At 63.2% G+C, this 15506-nt stretch carries 14 protein-coding genes; 8 read left to right on the forward strand and 6 right to left on the reverse strand.

Annotated elements, in window-relative coordinates:
- The coding region (locus EN949_RS23190) for a siderophore-interacting protein (RefSeq protein WP_206534964.1) at window positions 1-585 on the reverse strand (585 nt) is incomplete at its 3' end.
- 125 nt (window positions 586-710) lie between these two features.
- A complete protein-coding gene (locus EN949_RS23195; RefSeq protein ID WP_064994481.1) occupies window positions 711-1595 on the reverse strand; it encodes a LysR family transcriptional regulator in 885 nt (294 codons plus the stop codon).
- A 147-nt stretch (window positions 1596-1742) separates the two neighbouring features.
- Here EN949_RS23195 and EN949_RS23200 point away from each other — a divergent pair, with 147 nt between their 5' ends.
- Entirely contained in the window at window positions 1743-3275 is a 1533-nt protein-coding gene (locus tag EN949_RS23200) for an MFS transporter (protein WP_013529928.1), read from the forward strand.
- Between the two features lie 23 nt (window positions 3276-3298).
- Here EN949_RS23200 and EN949_RS23205 read toward each other — a convergent pair whose 3' ends face one another.
- Window positions 3299-4075: an esterase family protein gene (locus EN949_RS23205; RefSeq protein WP_127371204.1), complete on the reverse strand. Its 777-nt coding sequence runs from the start codon at window positions 4073-4075 to the stop codon at window positions 3299-3301.
- A gap of 4 nt (window positions 4076-4079) precedes the next feature.
- Window positions 4080-5246 (reverse strand): ATP-grasp domain-containing protein, encoded by a 1167-nt coding sequence (locus EN949_RS23210; protein ID WP_024504514.1) that lies wholly within the window; start codon window positions 5244-5246, stop codon window positions 4080-4082.
- Window positions 5247-6078: 832 nt separating this feature from the next.
- Between EN949_RS23210 and leuA the strand changes: the two genes are divergently transcribed.
- The 4 genes from leuA to EN949_RS23235 all read left to right on the forward strand — a co-directional run bounded on the left by leuA (window position 6079) and on the right by EN949_RS23235 (window position 11510).
- The gene (gene leuA / locus EN949_RS23220; protein WP_032899463.1) at window positions 6079-7818 is read left to right on the forward strand and encodes a 2-isopropylmalate synthase; all 1740 of its coding nucleotides are present in this window, start codon (window positions 6079-6081) and stop codon (window positions 7816-7818) included.
- Window positions 7819-8002: 184 nt separating this feature from the next.
- The gene (locus EN949_RS23225; protein ID WP_127366571.1) at window positions 8003-9778 is read left to right on the forward strand and encodes a hypothetical protein; all 1776 of its coding nucleotides are present in this window, start codon (window positions 8003-8005) and stop codon (window positions 9776-9778) included.
- A gap of 197 nt (window positions 9779-9975) precedes the next feature.
- On the forward strand, window positions 9976-10779 hold the full coding sequence (locus tag EN949_RS23230) for an alpha/beta fold hydrolase (RefSeq protein ID WP_127366572.1): 804 nt from the start codon (window positions 9976-9978) through the stop codon (window positions 10777-10779).
- A 113-nt stretch (window positions 10780-10892) separates the two neighbouring features.
- Window positions 10893-11510: a hypothetical protein gene (locus tag EN949_RS23235; protein WP_013529921.1), complete on the forward strand. Its 618-nt coding sequence runs from the start codon at window positions 10893-10895 to the stop codon at window positions 11508-11510.
- Here the strand turns inward: EN949_RS23235 and EN949_RS23240 are convergent.
- The gene (locus tag EN949_RS23240) at window positions 11494-12417 is read right to left on the reverse strand and encodes a metallophosphoesterase (RefSeq protein WP_013529920.1); all 924 of its coding nucleotides are present in this window, start codon (window positions 12415-12417) and stop codon (window positions 11494-11496) included. The two genes, EN949_RS23235 and EN949_RS23240, sit on opposite strands and share 17 nt — an antisense overlap.
- A gap of 53 nt (window positions 12418-12470) precedes the next feature.
- On the opposite strand from EN949_RS23240, the gene EN949_RS23245 reads away from it, so the two are divergent.
- Window positions 12471-12965 carry an NUDIX domain-containing protein gene (locus EN949_RS23245; protein ID WP_013529919.1) on the forward strand — a complete coding sequence of 165 codons (495 nt, stop codon included), beginning with the start codon at window positions 12471-12473 and terminating at the stop codon, window positions 12963-12965.
- Window position 12966: 1 nt separating this feature from the next.
- Here the strand turns inward: EN949_RS23245 and EN949_RS23250 are convergent, their stop codons facing one another.
- Window positions 12967-13959, reverse strand: a complete 993-nt coding sequence (locus EN949_RS23250) for a glutathione S-transferase family protein (RefSeq protein ID WP_127367454.1) — start codon at window positions 13957-13959, stop codon at window positions 12967-12969.
- Window positions 13960-14231: 272 nt separating this feature from the next.
- Between EN949_RS23250 and EN949_RS23255 the strand changes: the two genes are divergently transcribed.
- Complete coding sequence (locus EN949_RS23255; RefSeq protein ID WP_013529917.1) at window positions 14232-14768, forward strand: N-acetyltransferase; 537 nt, start codon at window positions 14232-14234, stop codon at window positions 14766-14768.
- Window positions 14769-14828: 60 nt separating this feature from the next.
- Window positions 14829-15506 (forward strand): SDR family NAD(P)-dependent oxidoreductase (locus EN949_RS23260; protein ID WP_127371791.1); only part of this gene is annotated, 678 nt, incomplete at its 3' end.

Below are 15506 nucleotides of genomic sequence, written 5' to 3' on the forward strand. Positions count from 1 at the left end.
GTGCAGCACGAAATCGACATCGAGCCAGCCGCTTGCGGCATCCAGCGCCCGGATCGTGTAGACCCGCACGGCAAGCGCATCGTCGCCCGAAGGCCAGACAATCAGGCCGTCGGCGCCCATCGACGGCCAGAGCGGCTGGCGGCCAGCCGGCGGCAGCAGCAGCCGTATGTGCAGGCCGCCATGGCTGAACCGGCCGAGATCCTTACCGGCGAAGCGCAGACGCTGCATATGCGCCGAGATCCGCGTCGACGACATCACCGTGATCTCGCGGAAGAAGACCGGCGTGCCGGCGTCAACGCCGTCGCCTTGCCAATGAATGCCCCTGGTCGTGCCGAGATGTTCGGCGACATGGCCGGCAACCGTCATCTTCATGTAGGACAGGCAGGTTTCGTCGGACGCCGCGACGCGGATCAGTACGCTTTCATCATCGAGCGTGGCGCTCAACGAACCATAATAGAGGCGAAGCTCCCATTGGTCGGCGACGCCGGTGTCGATCTCGAATTCGCTGTGCTCGGCGCGCAGCCGGTCCATCACCGACCTGATCGCCGCGTCGCTGATCCGGGTTTGCGCGCTCAATTGGTCCATCATTCAAGTCCTATGCAACAGTTCGGGGCAAGCGCCGCAGCGCCCCCGCGGTCAGCGGCATGCCACAGCCGCTCAAGCGCTTCCACACAAACATGACCATCACTGTCATATTATGCGATGAACGCCTAGCGCGCCGCAAGGCGATCGGGAAGGAAATCGACGAACACGCGCACCTTCGGCGACAAATGGCGGTTGGAAGGCCACAGCATCCGGAACTGGCCACGGCCGTCGACATGACCGTCGAGAACGGTACGCAGCCTGTCTTCGTGCAGCGCCTCACGCACCAGGAAATCCGGCATGCAGGCGATGCCGAGGCCGGCGATCGTGGCGCCCTTCAATGCTTCCATGTTGTTGCAGGTCAGCATCGAGCGGATCTGCGGTTCAGCGCTTCCGGTTATGAACGGCCACTCCAGCAGCCTGCCGCTGTTGAGGAAGCGGAAGTTTATGCCGAAATGCCTGATGAGATCCGCCGGCTCGCCGGGTGTGCCATGGCGCTCGAGGTAGGAGGGCGCCGCGCACAGCAGCATGCGGAAGGGCGCAACGGGTCTCGACACGAGGCGCGAATCAGGCAGCTCGCCGCTGCGGATCGCGACATCGATGCCCTCGTCGATGACGTCGACGATCCGGTCGTTGAAATCGATATCGAGCTCGATCTCGGGATAGCGGGCCATGAACTCCGACAACACCGGCAGCAACAGATGATAGGTGACGATCGGGGTGGATATGCGCAGCCGCCCACGCGGTGTTTCCCGTGTCCGCGACAGCATCGCCTCGGCATCGTCGATGTCGTCGAGGATGCGGCGCACCCGCTCGTTGAACAGCTTGCCCTCTTCCGTCAGGCCAATGCGCCGCGTGCTGCGCTGCAGGAGCCGCACGCCGAGTTCCTGCTCGAGCCGGGCGACACTTTTGCCGACAGCGGAAGCCGAGATGCCAAGCGCCCGTCCGGCAGCGACGAAACTGCCGAATTCGGCGGTGCGGGCAAAGGCCAGGAGCCCGTTGAGACGATCCATCGTGTCATTCCATTCGAGCGTTTCAGTCCGATATACCAGGAGATATAACACTATTCTTCCTGAAATGCCGACGACCTATCTTGTCATCACGACCGGCTCCGCAATCGCGCGGCCCACCGGCGAGTGCTGTTTCAGATAGGAAAATCCATGACTTCCAGGACCACAACCGGCTCTGCCGAGAGATGGCTCGTGCTCTTGTCCGTGTGCCTTGCCGCGATGACGATGCCATTGACCTTCACCGGTCCGGCCGTCGCTCTGTCGCGCATCGCGGCCGATCTCGGCGGCAGTCCCATCGAGCTCAACTGGGTGACCAACGCCTTCATGCTGACCTTCGGCGCCACCCTGATGGCGTCGGGCGCCCTGGCCGACAACCACGGCCGCAAGCGCCTCTTCCTCGTCGGCCTCTCCCTCTATATCCTGGCATCACTGGGCGCGATGCTGGCGCCGGACATCATCTGGTTCGACATCTTCCGGGCCGTGCAGGGGATCGGCAGTGCGGCCGCCTTCGCTGGCGGCGCCTCGGCACTCGCCCAGGAATTCGAAGGGCCATTGCGGCTGCGCGCCTTCAGCTTCCTCGGCACCAGTTTCGGCATCGGCCTCGCCTTCGGCCCGATCGCGTCGGGCCTGCTTATCTCCGCATTCGGCTGGCGGTCGATCTTTCTTCTGGTTGCGGCACTCGCGATTGCCGCCGCCATGCTCGGCCTGCGCACCATCAGGGAATCGCGCGACCCGGATGCGACGGGCCTCGACTGGGCGGGAGCCGGCACCTTCACGATCGCGCTGGCGTCGCTGACCTATGGCGTGCTCCAGGCGCCGCAGAGCGGCTGGGCTGATCCCCTCGTCGTCACGCTTCTGGCCGCTTCTATCATCTGTTTTGTCGCCTTCGTCGTTGTCGAGCGGCAAGCACAACGGCCGATGCTCGATCTCACGCTGTTTGCCTACCCCCGCTTCGTCGGCGTCCAGTTCCTGGCTGCGGCACCCGCTTACGCCTTCGTCGTCCTGCTCGTCCTGTTGCCGATCCGTTTCATCGGCATCGAAGGGATGAACGAGATCAAGGCCGGGCAATTGATGATCTGCCTCTCAGGTCCGCTGCTGATCCTGCCGATGCTCGCCGGCCAGCTGGCGCGCTGGATCGCACCGGCCACCATCTGCGGCGTCGGCCTGCTCGTCGCTGCCGCCGGGCTTGTCTGGCTGAGCCTGACACCACCGGTCGATAGTGCGCTGATGGCGCCGCTGATGCTGATCGGCGTCGGCATCGCTCTGCCCTGGGGATTGATGGACGGGCTTGCGGTCAGCGTCGTGCCAAGGGAGCGCGCCGGCATGGCGGTCGGCATCTTCAACACCACCCGCGTCGCCTGCGAGGGTGTGGCGCTGGCGATCGTCATGGCGACGCTTTCCGGCTTTGCCGCCGCGCAGCTCGCCGCACAAGGAATGGCATCTTCGACGGACGCAGCGGCGGCAGCCCAGTTGCTGGTGACCGGCAATCTCGGCGAAGCAGCACAACATCTGCCCCAAGCCGGAGCCATTGTTCTGGTCCAGGCCTACGAGACGGCGTTCGACAGGCTGCTGATCGTGTTGGCGGCGATCACCGTCGTCACCGCCCTTGTCGTCTTCCTTGGCCTGCGTCGCGTATCGGCTTCGGAGCGCGAAACCGCCCTGCCGGCATGCCAGGAAGGGTAGCCGTCAGCGGACGGGCCTCCCTATCAATCCAGCCTGTGCATCAGGTCCTCATCCAGCCAACGGCCGAAGAAATAGACCAGTTGCTTGTGCCACCACGGCCAGTCGTGGCTGACATCGCCGCCCCAGTAATCGACCCAGGCGGGAATGGATTTGTCGCGCAGGATCTGTTCCAACCTGCGCGTCTCGACCAGCATCCGCTCTTCCCAGGCGCCCTGCCCGCAGCAGAAGATCAGCCTGAGCGTCTTCAGCCGGGCCAGCAGTTTGGGATCGACGATGCCGGGCAGATAGTCGAGCGGCGAGTTGTAGAAGATATCGCCCTCGAGCGCCCTGCCGAAAAAATCGCGCGCCGAATAGACGCCCGACAGCGCGATGACGCCGCTGGCGAGTTCGGGAAAGCGGAAGACGAAGTTCGAGGAGTGATAGCCGCCCATCGAACAGCCCGAGAACAGCGGCTTCAGCTTGCGCCCGCCATTGGCCTGCTCGGCCGTGGACAGGAAGTCCGGCAGCGCTTCCTCGCGCACATAGCGGAAATAGGCCTCGTGGCGGGTAATGCGATGGGCCGCGTCGGCATGCTTGTCGAAGAAGGATTCCGAATCGACGCCGTCGACCGTGAACAGCTGGATGCGGCCGGTGTCGATGAATTCGGCCAGTGCGCCCACCCCGCCGGAATCCTCGAACTGGTAGAACCGGCCCTGCGAGGTCGGAAACACCACCACCGGCCGGCCGGCATGGCCGTAGCGCTTGTATTCCATGTCGCGGCCGAGTTGGCTCGAGAAATTCTTATGATAGGAAATGTCCATCGCCTCACGCCTTTTCCGCGTGGATGTACGCGACCGCTTCGCGCAGCGCTGCTTCGTCTTTCGAGCGCATCTGGTAGGCGTAATTTCCCATGGCGCGGCTGAAAACCTCTTCGATGGCCTGATGGTGGACGATCTTGTCGCGGTGCGCGGCTAGCACGTCCTCATGGCTGTGCAAATAGTGGAGGCGTCGCTTGCGGCTGGCATAGGCGGTGAAATATTTGCCCTCGTAAGGGCCGCCGGCGGCATCCCTGACCACCATGTCGGCCCACGCCGCATAGACATCGATGTCGAACGTATAGTTGATCGCATCGGTCATCCAGGCGCCGGGCGGGCGCATGTTGACCTCCAGCGCGATGACACGGTCGTCCTTGGTCTCGAACAGCTCGATGTGGAAGAAGCGTTCACGCACGTCGAATGCTTTCAGGATCTTTCGACCGGCCTCCTCGACCGCCGGGTTGATCCTGGGAAAGCAGGTATAGCTCATGTGGCGGTCCTTGTTGACCACCTCCATGACGCTCTGGTCGTAGCGGTGGCTGGCCGCCAGCACCACCTCGCCGTCGCGGTTGACCAGCCCGTCATAGGTCACCACCAGCCCCTCGATGAACTGCTCCATGACGAAGGTCACGTCCTCGGGCTTGTCCCGGAAGAACTGGTCGAGCTCCTTGGCGTTGGAGATCTTGAAGGTGTTCGATGCGCCGGAACCGCTGTCGGGCTTGACCACCACCGGATAGCCAACGCGCCGGATAAAGGTCATGGCCCCGGCGCGGTCGGAACATTTGCGTTGCGCGATGGTGTCGACGCCGCTCTTGCGGAAGAAGGCACGCATGCGGCTCTTGCGCTTCAGGTTCTTCACGAAATCGAGCTTGGTGCCGTAGATGTTGAAATCGGTGCGGATGTTGGCTTCCAGCTCCAGCCAGTGTTCGTTGAGCGATTCAAAGCGGTCGATGCGGCCCCACTTGTGGATGAAATGCCCCATTGCCCGGAACACCGGATCATAGTCCTCCATGTCGGCGACACGGTAGTACTCGCTGAGCGCCGCCTTCAGCTTTGCGTCGAGCGCGTCATAGGGCGCGTCGCCGATACCGAGCACCCTGGCCCCGGCCTTCTTCAAACGGTCGCAGAAATCCGCGCCATTGGCGGGAAAATGCGGCGAGAAGAACACGAAATTCATGGACGACCCCTCCCGGCGACTGGACATCGCAACCCGTCGCCCAAGTCTGGCCCATTTGCCGCGCCTGGGGAAGAGCACGCGCGTCGGGGTGCCGTCCGTCTCATCCAGCCTCCATAAGCCGGCAGACAAATCGGACAACTCATCTGCTGCCTAGTCCGGACGACTGCTTACGACACGGCCTGCCGAACTCAGCTGAACAAAGGCCTGGCGGCGGCAGTCAGTTCGGCGTGTTGGCAGCTTTTGTGCCGAAAGTTTTTTAATGATAGGAATTTTTTCTTGACTCCCTGCCCTCAGCTAAGGTACATTTTCATCCATGGTGCTGATTTGCGCCAGTGACCCGCCGCACAGGCGGGTTTTTCGTTTGACGCTTCGTCGGCCAACGCGCCGGCAAAGGCTCCGAAGCCCGTTAACCCGGATTCGTTGTCCTGCACGGCCTGCGGCCCGCTTCATCCCCAGCCTCCATTCGCTGGCGATAACCGGACAACTCACGTGCTACCTAATCCGGACAACTCATGTCCTTACGACACGGCCCGCGGCCCACTTGCCTCCCACAAGCCGCTCCTGTAAGAGAACCGCCATGAACACGCGCGCCAGCAACGCTTCCCGTCCGACCGGTTTTTCCGGCGAGACCGTGCGCGCGCTGGCTTCGACCCTGCTTCTTCTCGGCCTTATCGGCGATCGCCGGGTTCGCTGAAGGAGCGCCCGGCGGTCGAACCGCCGCGCAAGCGCATGCTCCTTGGCAATCACATCAAGCGAACGAAATTCTGGTAAAGGCGCCGCTCGCCATCAATCCACCTGAAGGTGGATCCATGAGCCGCCGGGAGAAACGACGATGAACGCACGAGAAGAGATCCGCTCCGATGCCGCGGTAGCCGACACGGATTCGGCCAAAGGCATGCCCGACGCAGCCCGCAAATATCAGCCCTATCCGACCGTCGGTCTCACCGATCGCACCTGGCCCTCGAAGGTTATCGACAAGGCGCCGATCTGGTGCTCGGTCGACCTGCGCGACGGAAACCAGGCGCTGATCGATCCTATGGGCCATGAGCGCAAGGCACGCATGTTCGGCCTGCTGCTCGACATGGGCTTCAAGGAGATCGAGATCGGCTTCCCGTCGGCCTCCCAGACCGATTTCGACTTTGCCCGCTGGTGCATCGAGGAAGGCAACGTACCCGCCGATGTCTCGCTGCAGGTGCTGGTGCAGTGCCGGCCGGAGCTGATCACCCGCACCTTCGAGGCGCTGAAGGGCGCCACCAACCCGATCGTCCATTTCTACAATTCGACCAGCGAGCTGCAGCGTCGCGTCGTCTTCGAGAAGGACGTCGGCGGCATCAAGCGGATCGCCACCGACGCCGCCAAGATGATCACCGACATGGCGGCCAAGGCCGGCGGAGGCTTTCGTTTCGAGTATTCGCCGGAAAGCTTTACCGGCACCGAGCTGGAAGTGGCGCTGGAGATCTGCAACGCCGTCACCGAGATCGTCAGGCCGACCGCTGACAACAAGCTGATCATCAACCTGCCCTCGACGGTCGAGATGTCGACACCCAACATCTATGCCGATCGCATCGAGTGGATGTGCCGCAACCTCGACAACCGGGAGAACCTGCTGGTCTCGCTGCATCCGCACAATGACCGCGGCACCGGCATCGCCACCACCGAGCTCGGCCTGATGGCCGGCGCCGACCGTGTCGAAGGCACGCTGTTCGGCAATGGCGAGCGCACCGGCAATGTCGACATCGTCACGCTGGCGCTGAACATGTACACGCAAGGTGTCGATCCGTTGATCGACTGCTCGGACATCAACCGGATGAAGGACGTCTATGAATATTCGAACCAGTTGAAGATCCCCGAGCGCCACCCCTATGTCGGCGAACTCGTCTACACCGCCTTTTCCGGTTCGCACCAGGATGCCATCAACAAGGGCATGAAGGCGCTGAAGAAGGCCAATACGAGCCTGTGGGAAGTGCCCTATCTGCCGATCGACCCGGCCGATGTCGGACGCAGCTACGAAGCCATCATCCGCATCAATTCGCAGTCCGGCAAGGGCGGCATCGCCTATGTGCTGCAGGCCGATTACGGCCTCAATTTGCCGCGCAACCTGCAGATCGAGTTCAGCCAGGAAATCCAGGCGATCACCGATGCCGAGGGCAAGGAAGTGCCGGCCAGGCGCATCTACGAGCGCTTTCTCGAGACCTATGTCGACCAGCCCGGCGCGCGGCTGAAATTCCTCGATCACCACACCTATCCCAGCACCGAGATCAAGGGCCGGCGCGTCGTCGAGGCGGTCATCCTCGACAACGGCAAGGAACTGACGATATCGGGCACAGGCACCGGCCCGATCGACGGCTTCGTCGATGCGCTGTCGCGTCATCTCGGTGTCGAGATGTCGGTGCTCGACTATTCCGAGCACTCGATGCAGCGCGGCTCGAACGCGTCGGCCATTTCCTATGTCGAGATGGAATATCCCGGCGGCAAGCTGTTCGGCGCCGGCATCAACACCAACATCGTCGCCGCCTCGCTGGAAGCAGTGATGTCCGCCGCCAACCGTATCGTCGGCAAAAAAGCCGGCTGACGCCCAACGGGAACAAAGATCGGAACCGTCCCAATCTGGTGATCGGTTCCGACCTTTCGGGCCGTTAACCACCGCGGAATTATCCGGTGGGTACGTGATCGCATAATGGGGTGTATACTTGTGTGGTGGTGCGGGACCTATATGATCGCGCCTCAACCTGTGCCGACTTCGAGAGGATCGACACTTGCAGCATGCCACGCCTGCCGCCCCCGCAGTGCGCGAGACACTGGAGCGACTGCTTGCCAGCCAAACGTTCGGCCGATCCGAACGCGCGCGCAAGCTGCTACGTTATCTTGTCGAACGTGAACAGGCCGGCGAAGCCGACAGGCTCAAGGGCTTTTCCATTGCCATGGATGTTTTCGGCAAGGACGGCGATTTCGACCCGTCCACCGATGCCGTGGTGCGGGTGCAGGCAGGCAGGCTGCGCGAGCTTCTGCAGCACTATTTCGCCAATGAGGGAATTGCCGAACCGGTCCGCATCGCCATTCCGCGCGGCGGCTATGTTCCTGCCTATGAATCGAATGCGATCCGCCTGCCGGATATTGCCGAGGCTGTTCCCGAACTCAGGCTGGACGGCGCCGCATCCGCCGATCGGTCAAACGAAGCCGGCACGGGCACGCCGGAGGCGATGTCTCTGACTTCCGTACCGACTTCGCCTGCCCCCTCGGTGGCGCGCCATCTCCGCTTTTTCTGGATGGCGATCGCGCTGGTCATCGCCATGCTGGGCGTACTGATTCTTCGCCAGGGCAGCACTGCCTTGCTGGCAGGCGGCGACATCTCGGCAACGCCGGAGACCGCTGGCGCAACCGCAAGCATCACATCGTCGGCAAGGGCTGACGCCCTGCCGCAAGTCTATATCGGACTCAAGGCTGACGGCCCCGACGCCAGCCGTGTCGCCGCATCGCTGCGCGCCGGCCTGAGTGGCTTCGATACGATCGACTTCATCGGCCGCGACACCGTCAACGATCCAGCCGACGACGCTGCGAGCTTCATATTCGACATCCTGCCCGGACCGGACGCGGGCGATATCACGATAGAACTGCAAAGCATGGCGTCCGGACGGGTGCTTCTATCGCGCAATCTCACCCCTGCCGACAGCGCACCTGCGGCGGTCGAAGACCGTATTGCCGACATGCTGAGCTCGGCACTCCCCGCCTCCGGCACCATCTACAACTATATCGAGCAGACCGGCACGCCAAACGGTCTGACGCAGTGCCTGCTGCTCAACGGCAAATATTACCTCGACCAGAACGCCAGGACCCATGAGGCGGCCTATCGTTGCCTCGAGAAGCTGGCCAATGGTGGAACCAAGTCCTCGCTCGTCTATTCGGAACTTGCTTCCCTGCATCTCGAGGCAGTGTCCGATCATTACGCCTATCCGCCCAACGCGACGATTGAAACAGCCGTCGAGTTTGCCCATCGCGGCGTGCAGATGGGTCCGACCAGCCCTTATGCGCATCGCGCCTACGGCTATGTCAGTTCGCGCCTCGGCAATACGGACGAATCAATCCGCTGGATGCGCAAGGCCTATGAACTCAACCCCTACGATCTCGGCATGGCCGCCGCTTACGGCTACGGGCTGATCTTCGCCGGACGATACGCCGAGGGAACGCCGATCCTCGATCATGCGGCGGAGACCTTCAGCGGACACCCGACATGGTGGGACTATGGGCTGTTCGTCGGTGAGCTCATGCTCGGCGACACGTACAAGGCAGTCGCGGCCAGCATGGCACTGAGAACGACGGCAACGAAATCACACTATCTGGCGGCACGGCTGATCGGCGCCAAGGCTGCCGGACAGGACCATCTGGTGAGCACGCTGCTGAAACAGTTGACCACCGAGTTCCCCAAATTTGCCGCCGATCCGCGGGCGACTTTCGTCGAGCGGAAATATCCGGCCGACCTGACCGACCGGCTGGTTCAGGCGCTGCGCGCTGCCGGGCTCGGCAGCCCGAGCTGACATCATCGACGTCCGCGCACTGGCTGCGCCGTGTCCCGATGGGTTTACTGCGCTCCGATCGCCGAATGCCGGTTGATCCCCAAGTTCTGTACACAACCGTACAAATCGCGAAAATTTTACTGGTCATCATGTCGGACTAGGAGCAATTCAGCCACGATTGGTGTCGCGCATTCTGCAATAACAAAAAATCAGCTTTCATGACCGCATCACTTTTTGCCGCCGAAGAGGGTGTTGGCTCGAAGGCCATCGTCCTGCTGCACGGTTTCGGCGGCTGCCACGATGTATGGCGCGAGGTGATTTCCGCCCTGACGCCTTCCACGCATACGCTGGCCTATGATCTGCCTGGGCATGGGATGTCGCTCGACTTTCCCGCCGCCGGTCCGGCCAGGGTGGCGGCCAAGGCCGTGCTGACCGACCTCTCGGAGCGTCGGCTGAAGCGCGTTCATCTCGTGGGCCACTCGATGGGTGGTGCCGTGGCGGCGCTGATGGCGCTGGCCGAGCCCGAAAAGATAGCCTCGCTGACGCTTCTGGCGCCGGGCGGCCTTGGCCCCGAAATCAATGGACCGCTGTTGCGCCGCTATGCCGAAGCCGCGGATCGGTCCGAGATCCGCTCCTGCCTCTCCGTGATGTCGGGACCTTCTGCCCTGCCGCTCGAACATACGGTGGACATCCTTTGGGAAATGCGCAGGCGACCCGGCCAACTCGAAAAGCTGGTCGGGATCGCGGCCGCCATGACCGTGGACGATCGGCAAGGCGTCATCCCGCACGATCGCCTCGATCGGCTGAACATGCCGGTAATGATGGCATGGGGAACCAGCGATGCGGTGCTGCCCTTTACCCAGGCGGATGACCTGCCGGCGCATTTTCACGTGCACCACGTGCTGGAGGCGGGCCATATGCTGGCCGAGGAAGCACCCGACCTCGTTGCCGAGATCATTCGCCGCAACACCAGCCGCCGCGCCAGGCCGCACCGCCAGAAATTCGCCGCCGCAGCAAGCTGACCTTTTCGCGCACGACGACCCTCCTGAGCATCCCGACGCCGTCGATCTCGCCAGTGCATTTTGCCGGCGGCTGTGTTAACCCAGTGTTAACCAAACCCACGAGGCAGACGCCGATGAAGGAAGCAGGCGAGAAGACCATCGACCAGTCGAAGAAACTGTCCGATGCCATCCGTGATGTCAAAAATGCCTTCGCCGACCGCGACGATGTCGTCGTCGACATGCGCGAGGCGCATCGCATGCGCCTCGATCTGCTTGCCGCCGAGCTGGCGCCGGTTTTTGCCGATGTTCCGGCGGACATGGACAATTTCGACTTTGTCGTCTCGTCGGGCTTGCAGCCGCGCCTGTGGATCGACGCCATCAGCCATGTCGCCATGGGGCGCGACCGCCGCACCTATCGCTTCCTCAAGGACACCCGCATCGGCCGGGTGGTGCTTGCCGAATCCACTGAGATGAAATCGGTTGCCGATTCCGTGACGCGCTATGTCGCCGAGCGCATCGTCGAGCGTCAGAGGATGCTGGAAGGCGGCGTCGAACCCGCCGTCGCCGGCCTGAAACGTGCGTATGTGCCAGAAGCCGAACCGCCGCTGCGCGCGACGGAGCGCGGCAAACGCTGGTCGGCCCTTCTGTCCGGGCTTGGCCTGGTCGCTGCCGGCGCACTGGTCGGCCTTGTGGTGTCGGTCGTCCTGTTCTGGGACCGCATCGTGGCCATGGTTGTCAATTTGCGGCCATAGCGGCCTCGGCGCCAAGCTCCACCGTCTGCAGATCGGATGGCGGTATGGACGGCCCGGTCAGGCCGCGCCGTGTCAGCCGGATCCGCCAGTTTCCCTTTTCACCGTCGATGTCGAACAGATTATACTGCGCCGCCGGGTGCTTGCCACCCGGCGCCTGGCCGGCGGCAGCGACACCGACCGCCGGGATCCTGACGCCTCGACCGCCGATGAAGAACAGCGACGGCAGATGCGAATGGCCGTGCAGCACAAGGTCGGCGCCATGGCGGCGAATGATCTTGTTGAAGCGGGCGATGCCGAACAGCCGCTTGTGCTGCGGGACCGCGCCGCGCACCGGCGGATGATGGATCATGATGACGCGGAACAGCCCCTGTCCGGCAGTGTCCTGGAGGATTTTGCCGAGCCTATCCCCCTGGCCTTCCATGAAAAACCCATTGGCCATGAAGGGTGCCGTGGCGCGCGCCGTCGAGACGCCGATCAGCGCGACATTGCCGCGTACACGCAGATAGGGGAAGGCGTTGCGGTCGACCGGCGTGTTGACGCCGTCGCCGCTCATCCACGCCGCCCAGGACCGGCAGACCTTGTCGAAGGCGCCCGGCACATAGGCGTCGTGATTGCCCGGAACGACCGAAACATCATGCGGCGGCCCCAGCGTCTCCAGCCAGTGCCTGGCCATCTCGATCTCGCCGTCGAGCGCCAGATTGACCAGGTCGCCGGTGACGGCGAGGTGATCAGGCGTGTTCGCCTTGATGTCGGCGACGATCGTGTCAATGACCGCATCATGCATATGGCGGCGGCGGTTGCGCTGCCAGTTGACATAGCCGAGCACGCGCTTGGAGGCGAGATCGCGATAGGATACATCGGGGAGCGGCCCCAGATGGACATCGGAAATATGCGCGAGCCTGAACATACAACCTTCATAGGCGACCCGCGCGCGGCTTTCCACCCACGGTTTCGCTATCAATGACGAGCCCTGAAGATGCCTTCCGCCAGACCGGCTGGCCAGGGTTGAGGGCCAGGCTGTTCCATCTCTATTTCGTGCTGCGGAGGCCGATGACGCTTGGCGTGCGCGGCCTGATCCACGACACAGCGTCCAGATCCGTCTTCCTTATTCGCCATACTTATGTACCGGGCTGGCAGCTTCCCGGCGGCGGCGTCGAAGTCGGCGAGACGATGAACGAGGCGCTGGCCCGTGAACTGGCCGAGGAAGGCAACATCGCTCTGACCGCCCCGCCGGTGCTCAAATCGATGCATTTCAACCGCCGCTCCAGCCACCGCGACCATGTCGGCTTTTATCTGCTCGAGCATTTCAGCCAGACGGCGCCGAAGCTGCCGGACCACGAGATCGCCGAAGCCGGCTTCTTCCCGCTCGACCGCTTGCCGCAGGGCACGACGCCGGCGACGCTGCGCCGGATCGCCGAGGTTTTTGACGGCGAGCAGCCCTCGCCCTACTGGTAGATCAGGCCGCCGCTTTCTCGAAGCGCGCCCGGTCATGCCGTGCGGCATAATCGAGATCCGGTCCGACAGGCACGATCCGCGTCGGATTGATCGTCTGGTGGCTGCCGTAATAATGAGCCTTGATGTGATGCATGTTCACCGTCCCGGCCACGCCAGGGACCTGATAGAGATCGCGCAGATAGTTGGACAGGTTCGGGTAGTCGGCGATGCGGCGCAGATTGCATTTGAAATGGCCGACATAAACCGGATCGAAGCGCACCAGCGTGGTGAACAGCCGCCAGTCGGCCTCGGTGATACGACCACCGACGAGATAGCGCTGTTTTGCCAGCCGCTCCTCCAACGTATCCAGCGCCGAAAACAGCTCGCCGAAAGCCTCTTCATAGGCGCGTTGCGTGGTGGCGAAGCCGGCGCGATAGACGCCGTTGTTGATGGCGGGATAGACCAGCGCATTGATGCGGTCGATCTCGCCGCGCAACGCCTTCGGATAGAAATCCAAGCTGGCGTCGCCCCATTCATCGAAGGTTGAATTCAGCATGCGGATGATTTCGGAAGACTCGTTGGAGACGATGGTCTGCTCCTTTTTGTCCCACAGCACCGGCACAGTCACCCTGCCCGAATAGGCGGGATCGGCCTTGGCATAGATCTGGTGCAGGAAGTCGAGGCCGTAGAGCGTGTCGCCCGTGGCGCCGTCCTCAGCTACGAACGTCCAGCCGTTGGCGCCCATGAAATGATGCACCACGGACACCGATATGATGCCCTCCAGCTTCTTCAGCGCGCGAAAGATCAACGTCCGGTGGGCCCACGGACAGGCAAGCGAGACATAGAGGTGATAGCGGCCGGGCTCGGCCTTGAAACCGCGCGTCCGGCCTTCGGCGGGCGCCCCGTCAACGGTGATCCAATCGCGCCATTGCGACTGCGCCCGCACGAACCTGCCACCATTGTCCGCCGTATCGTACCAGCGGTCCTGCCATCTTCCTTCGACCAGCAATCCCATGCGAATCTCCTTGCGTCCTGTTGGTTGATGTAGGCGCAAGGCTGCCCTGTCGAAGACGTCAGGTGCTGAACAGACCGTCACTTGGCCGAAATGACGGACAGAAACGGCCGATTGCAGCGGCGGGAAATTGGTGCTAGCGGACAATCCGCATGTTCGACTTTGCTTTGATCCGGTTTGACCGACGACGAAAGGGCGCCCGCGCTTGATGAAGCGCTGACTGGCGAATGCTGCCGTTTGCAGCAACCTTTCCTCCTTGTACCGGACCGCAGACCATGAGCCTTGCCGACGTGAAATACCTGCCGGAAACCCCGGCGCACGACCCCGAGATCGAAGCCATCAACGACGAAGCCTTCGGGCCCGGCCGCTTTGTGCTGGCCGCCTACAAGATTCGTGAGGCCGGAGGGCACGAGCGCTCGCTGTCCTTTGTCGCCGTCAATGGCGACATCGTCGTCGCCTCGGTGCGCATGACCCGCATCGCCGCCGGTGCCGGCCGCGCATTGATGCTCGGGCCGCTCGCCGTGCGGCCGGCCTTCAAGAATCTCGGCATCGGCCGCCGGCTGGTGGCGATCGCGCTCGAGGCCGCTGCCCGGGCCGGCGCACCTGCCGTCATGCTGGTCGGTGACGAGCCCTATTACGGGCCGCTCGGTTTCAAGCGGATTCCGCGCGGCCAGATTTCGATGCCGCGCCCCGTCGACCTCGACCGGCTGCTGTCGCACGAGATCGCGCCGGGCGCGGTCGCCAGGCTCTTGGGCGAGGTCTGCCACGCCGATCAGGCCAGGGTGACCGATCCTACCGCGGCGATGGCTTGACCTTTCCCATCGATCTGGCGCCTGATCCGTCCACTGCTCCTGAGATCAAAGGATGACGTCATGAACCCGAACGGCCAGATCGCGATCGTCACCGGCGGCGGCTCCGGCCTTGGCGAGGCAACGGCGCGCGCGCTGGCCACCAAGGGAGCCCGCGTCGCCATCTTCGATGTCGGTATTGACCGCGCGGCCAAGGTCGCGGCCGAGATCGGCGGTATTGCCGTCCAATGCGACGTCAGCAGCGCCGACAGTGGGACTGCTGCCCTCGCCGACGTCGCCGCCAAGCTTGGCGAGCCGCGTATCCTGATCAATTGCGCCGGCATCGCCATCGGCGTGAAGACGATCGGCAAGGATGGTCCCCATCCGCTTGATCAGTACCGCAAGGTGATCGAGGTCAATCTGATCGGCACGTTCAACATGATCCGCCTCGTCGCCGAACGCGCGTCGAAGCTCGAGCCGCTGCCGGGCGGCGAGCGCGGCGTCATTGTCAACACCGCTTCGGTTGCCGCCTATGATGGCCAGATCGGCCAGGCCGCCTATGCGGCGTCCAAGGGCGGCGTCGTCGGCATGACGCTGCCGGTGGCGCGCGACCTTGCCCGTTCCGGCATCCGCGTCTGCACCATCGCTCCCGGCATCTTCAAGACGCCGATGATGGCCGGCATGCCGCAAGAGGTGCAGGATTCACTGGGCGCCGCCGTGCCCTTCCCGTCGCGCCTGGGCGAACCGTCCGAATATGCCGCT

It is taken from the genome of Mesorhizobium sp. M7A.F.Ca.US.007.01.2.1 (genome assembly GCF_003998165.1).
Classification (GTDB): Bacteria; Pseudomonadota; Alphaproteobacteria; order Rhizobiales; family Rhizobiaceae; genus Mesorhizobium; species Mesorhizobium ciceri.

Coding starts and splice junctions, on each gene's coding strand:
- EN949_RS23195 (WP_064994481.1), bottom strand. CDS start 1,595: ATGGATCGTCTCAACGGGCTCCTGGCCTTTGCCCGCACCGCCGAATTC.
- EN949_RS23200 (WP_013529928.1), top strand. CDS start 1,743: ATGACTTCCAGGACCACAACCGGCTCTGCCGAGAGATGGCTCGTGCTC.
- EN949_RS23205 (WP_127371204.1), bottom strand. CDS start 4,075: ATGGACATTTCCTATCATAAGAATTTCTCGAGCCAACTCGGCCGCGAC.
- EN949_RS23210 (WP_024504514.1), bottom strand. CDS start 5,246: ATGAATTTCGTGTTCTTCTCGCCGCATTTTCCCGCCAATGGCGCGGAT.
- leuA (WP_032899463.1), top strand. CDS start 6,079: ATGAACGCACGAGAAGAGATCCGCTCCGATGCCGCGGTAGCCGACACG.
- EN949_RS23230 (WP_127366572.1), top strand. CDS start 9,976: ATGACCGCATCACTTTTTGCCGCCGAAGAGGGTGTTGGCTCGAAGGCC.
- EN949_RS23235 (WP_013529921.1), top strand. CDS start 10,893: ATGAAGGAAGCAGGCGAGAAGACCATCGACCAGTCGAAGAAACTGTCC.
- EN949_RS23240 (WP_013529920.1), bottom strand. CDS start 12,417: ATGTTCAGGCTCGCGCATATTTCCGATGTCCATCTGGGGCCGCTCCCC.
- EN949_RS23245 (WP_013529919.1), top strand. CDS start 12,471: ATGACGAGCCCTGAAGATGCCTTCCGCCAGACCGGCTGGCCAGGGTTG.
- EN949_RS23250 (WP_127367454.1), bottom strand. CDS start 13,959: ATGGGATTGCTGGTCGAAGGAAGATGGCAGGACCGCTGGTACGATACG.
- EN949_RS23255 (WP_013529917.1), top strand. CDS start 14,232: ATGAGCCTTGCCGACGTGAAATACCTGCCGGAAACCCCGGCGCACGAC.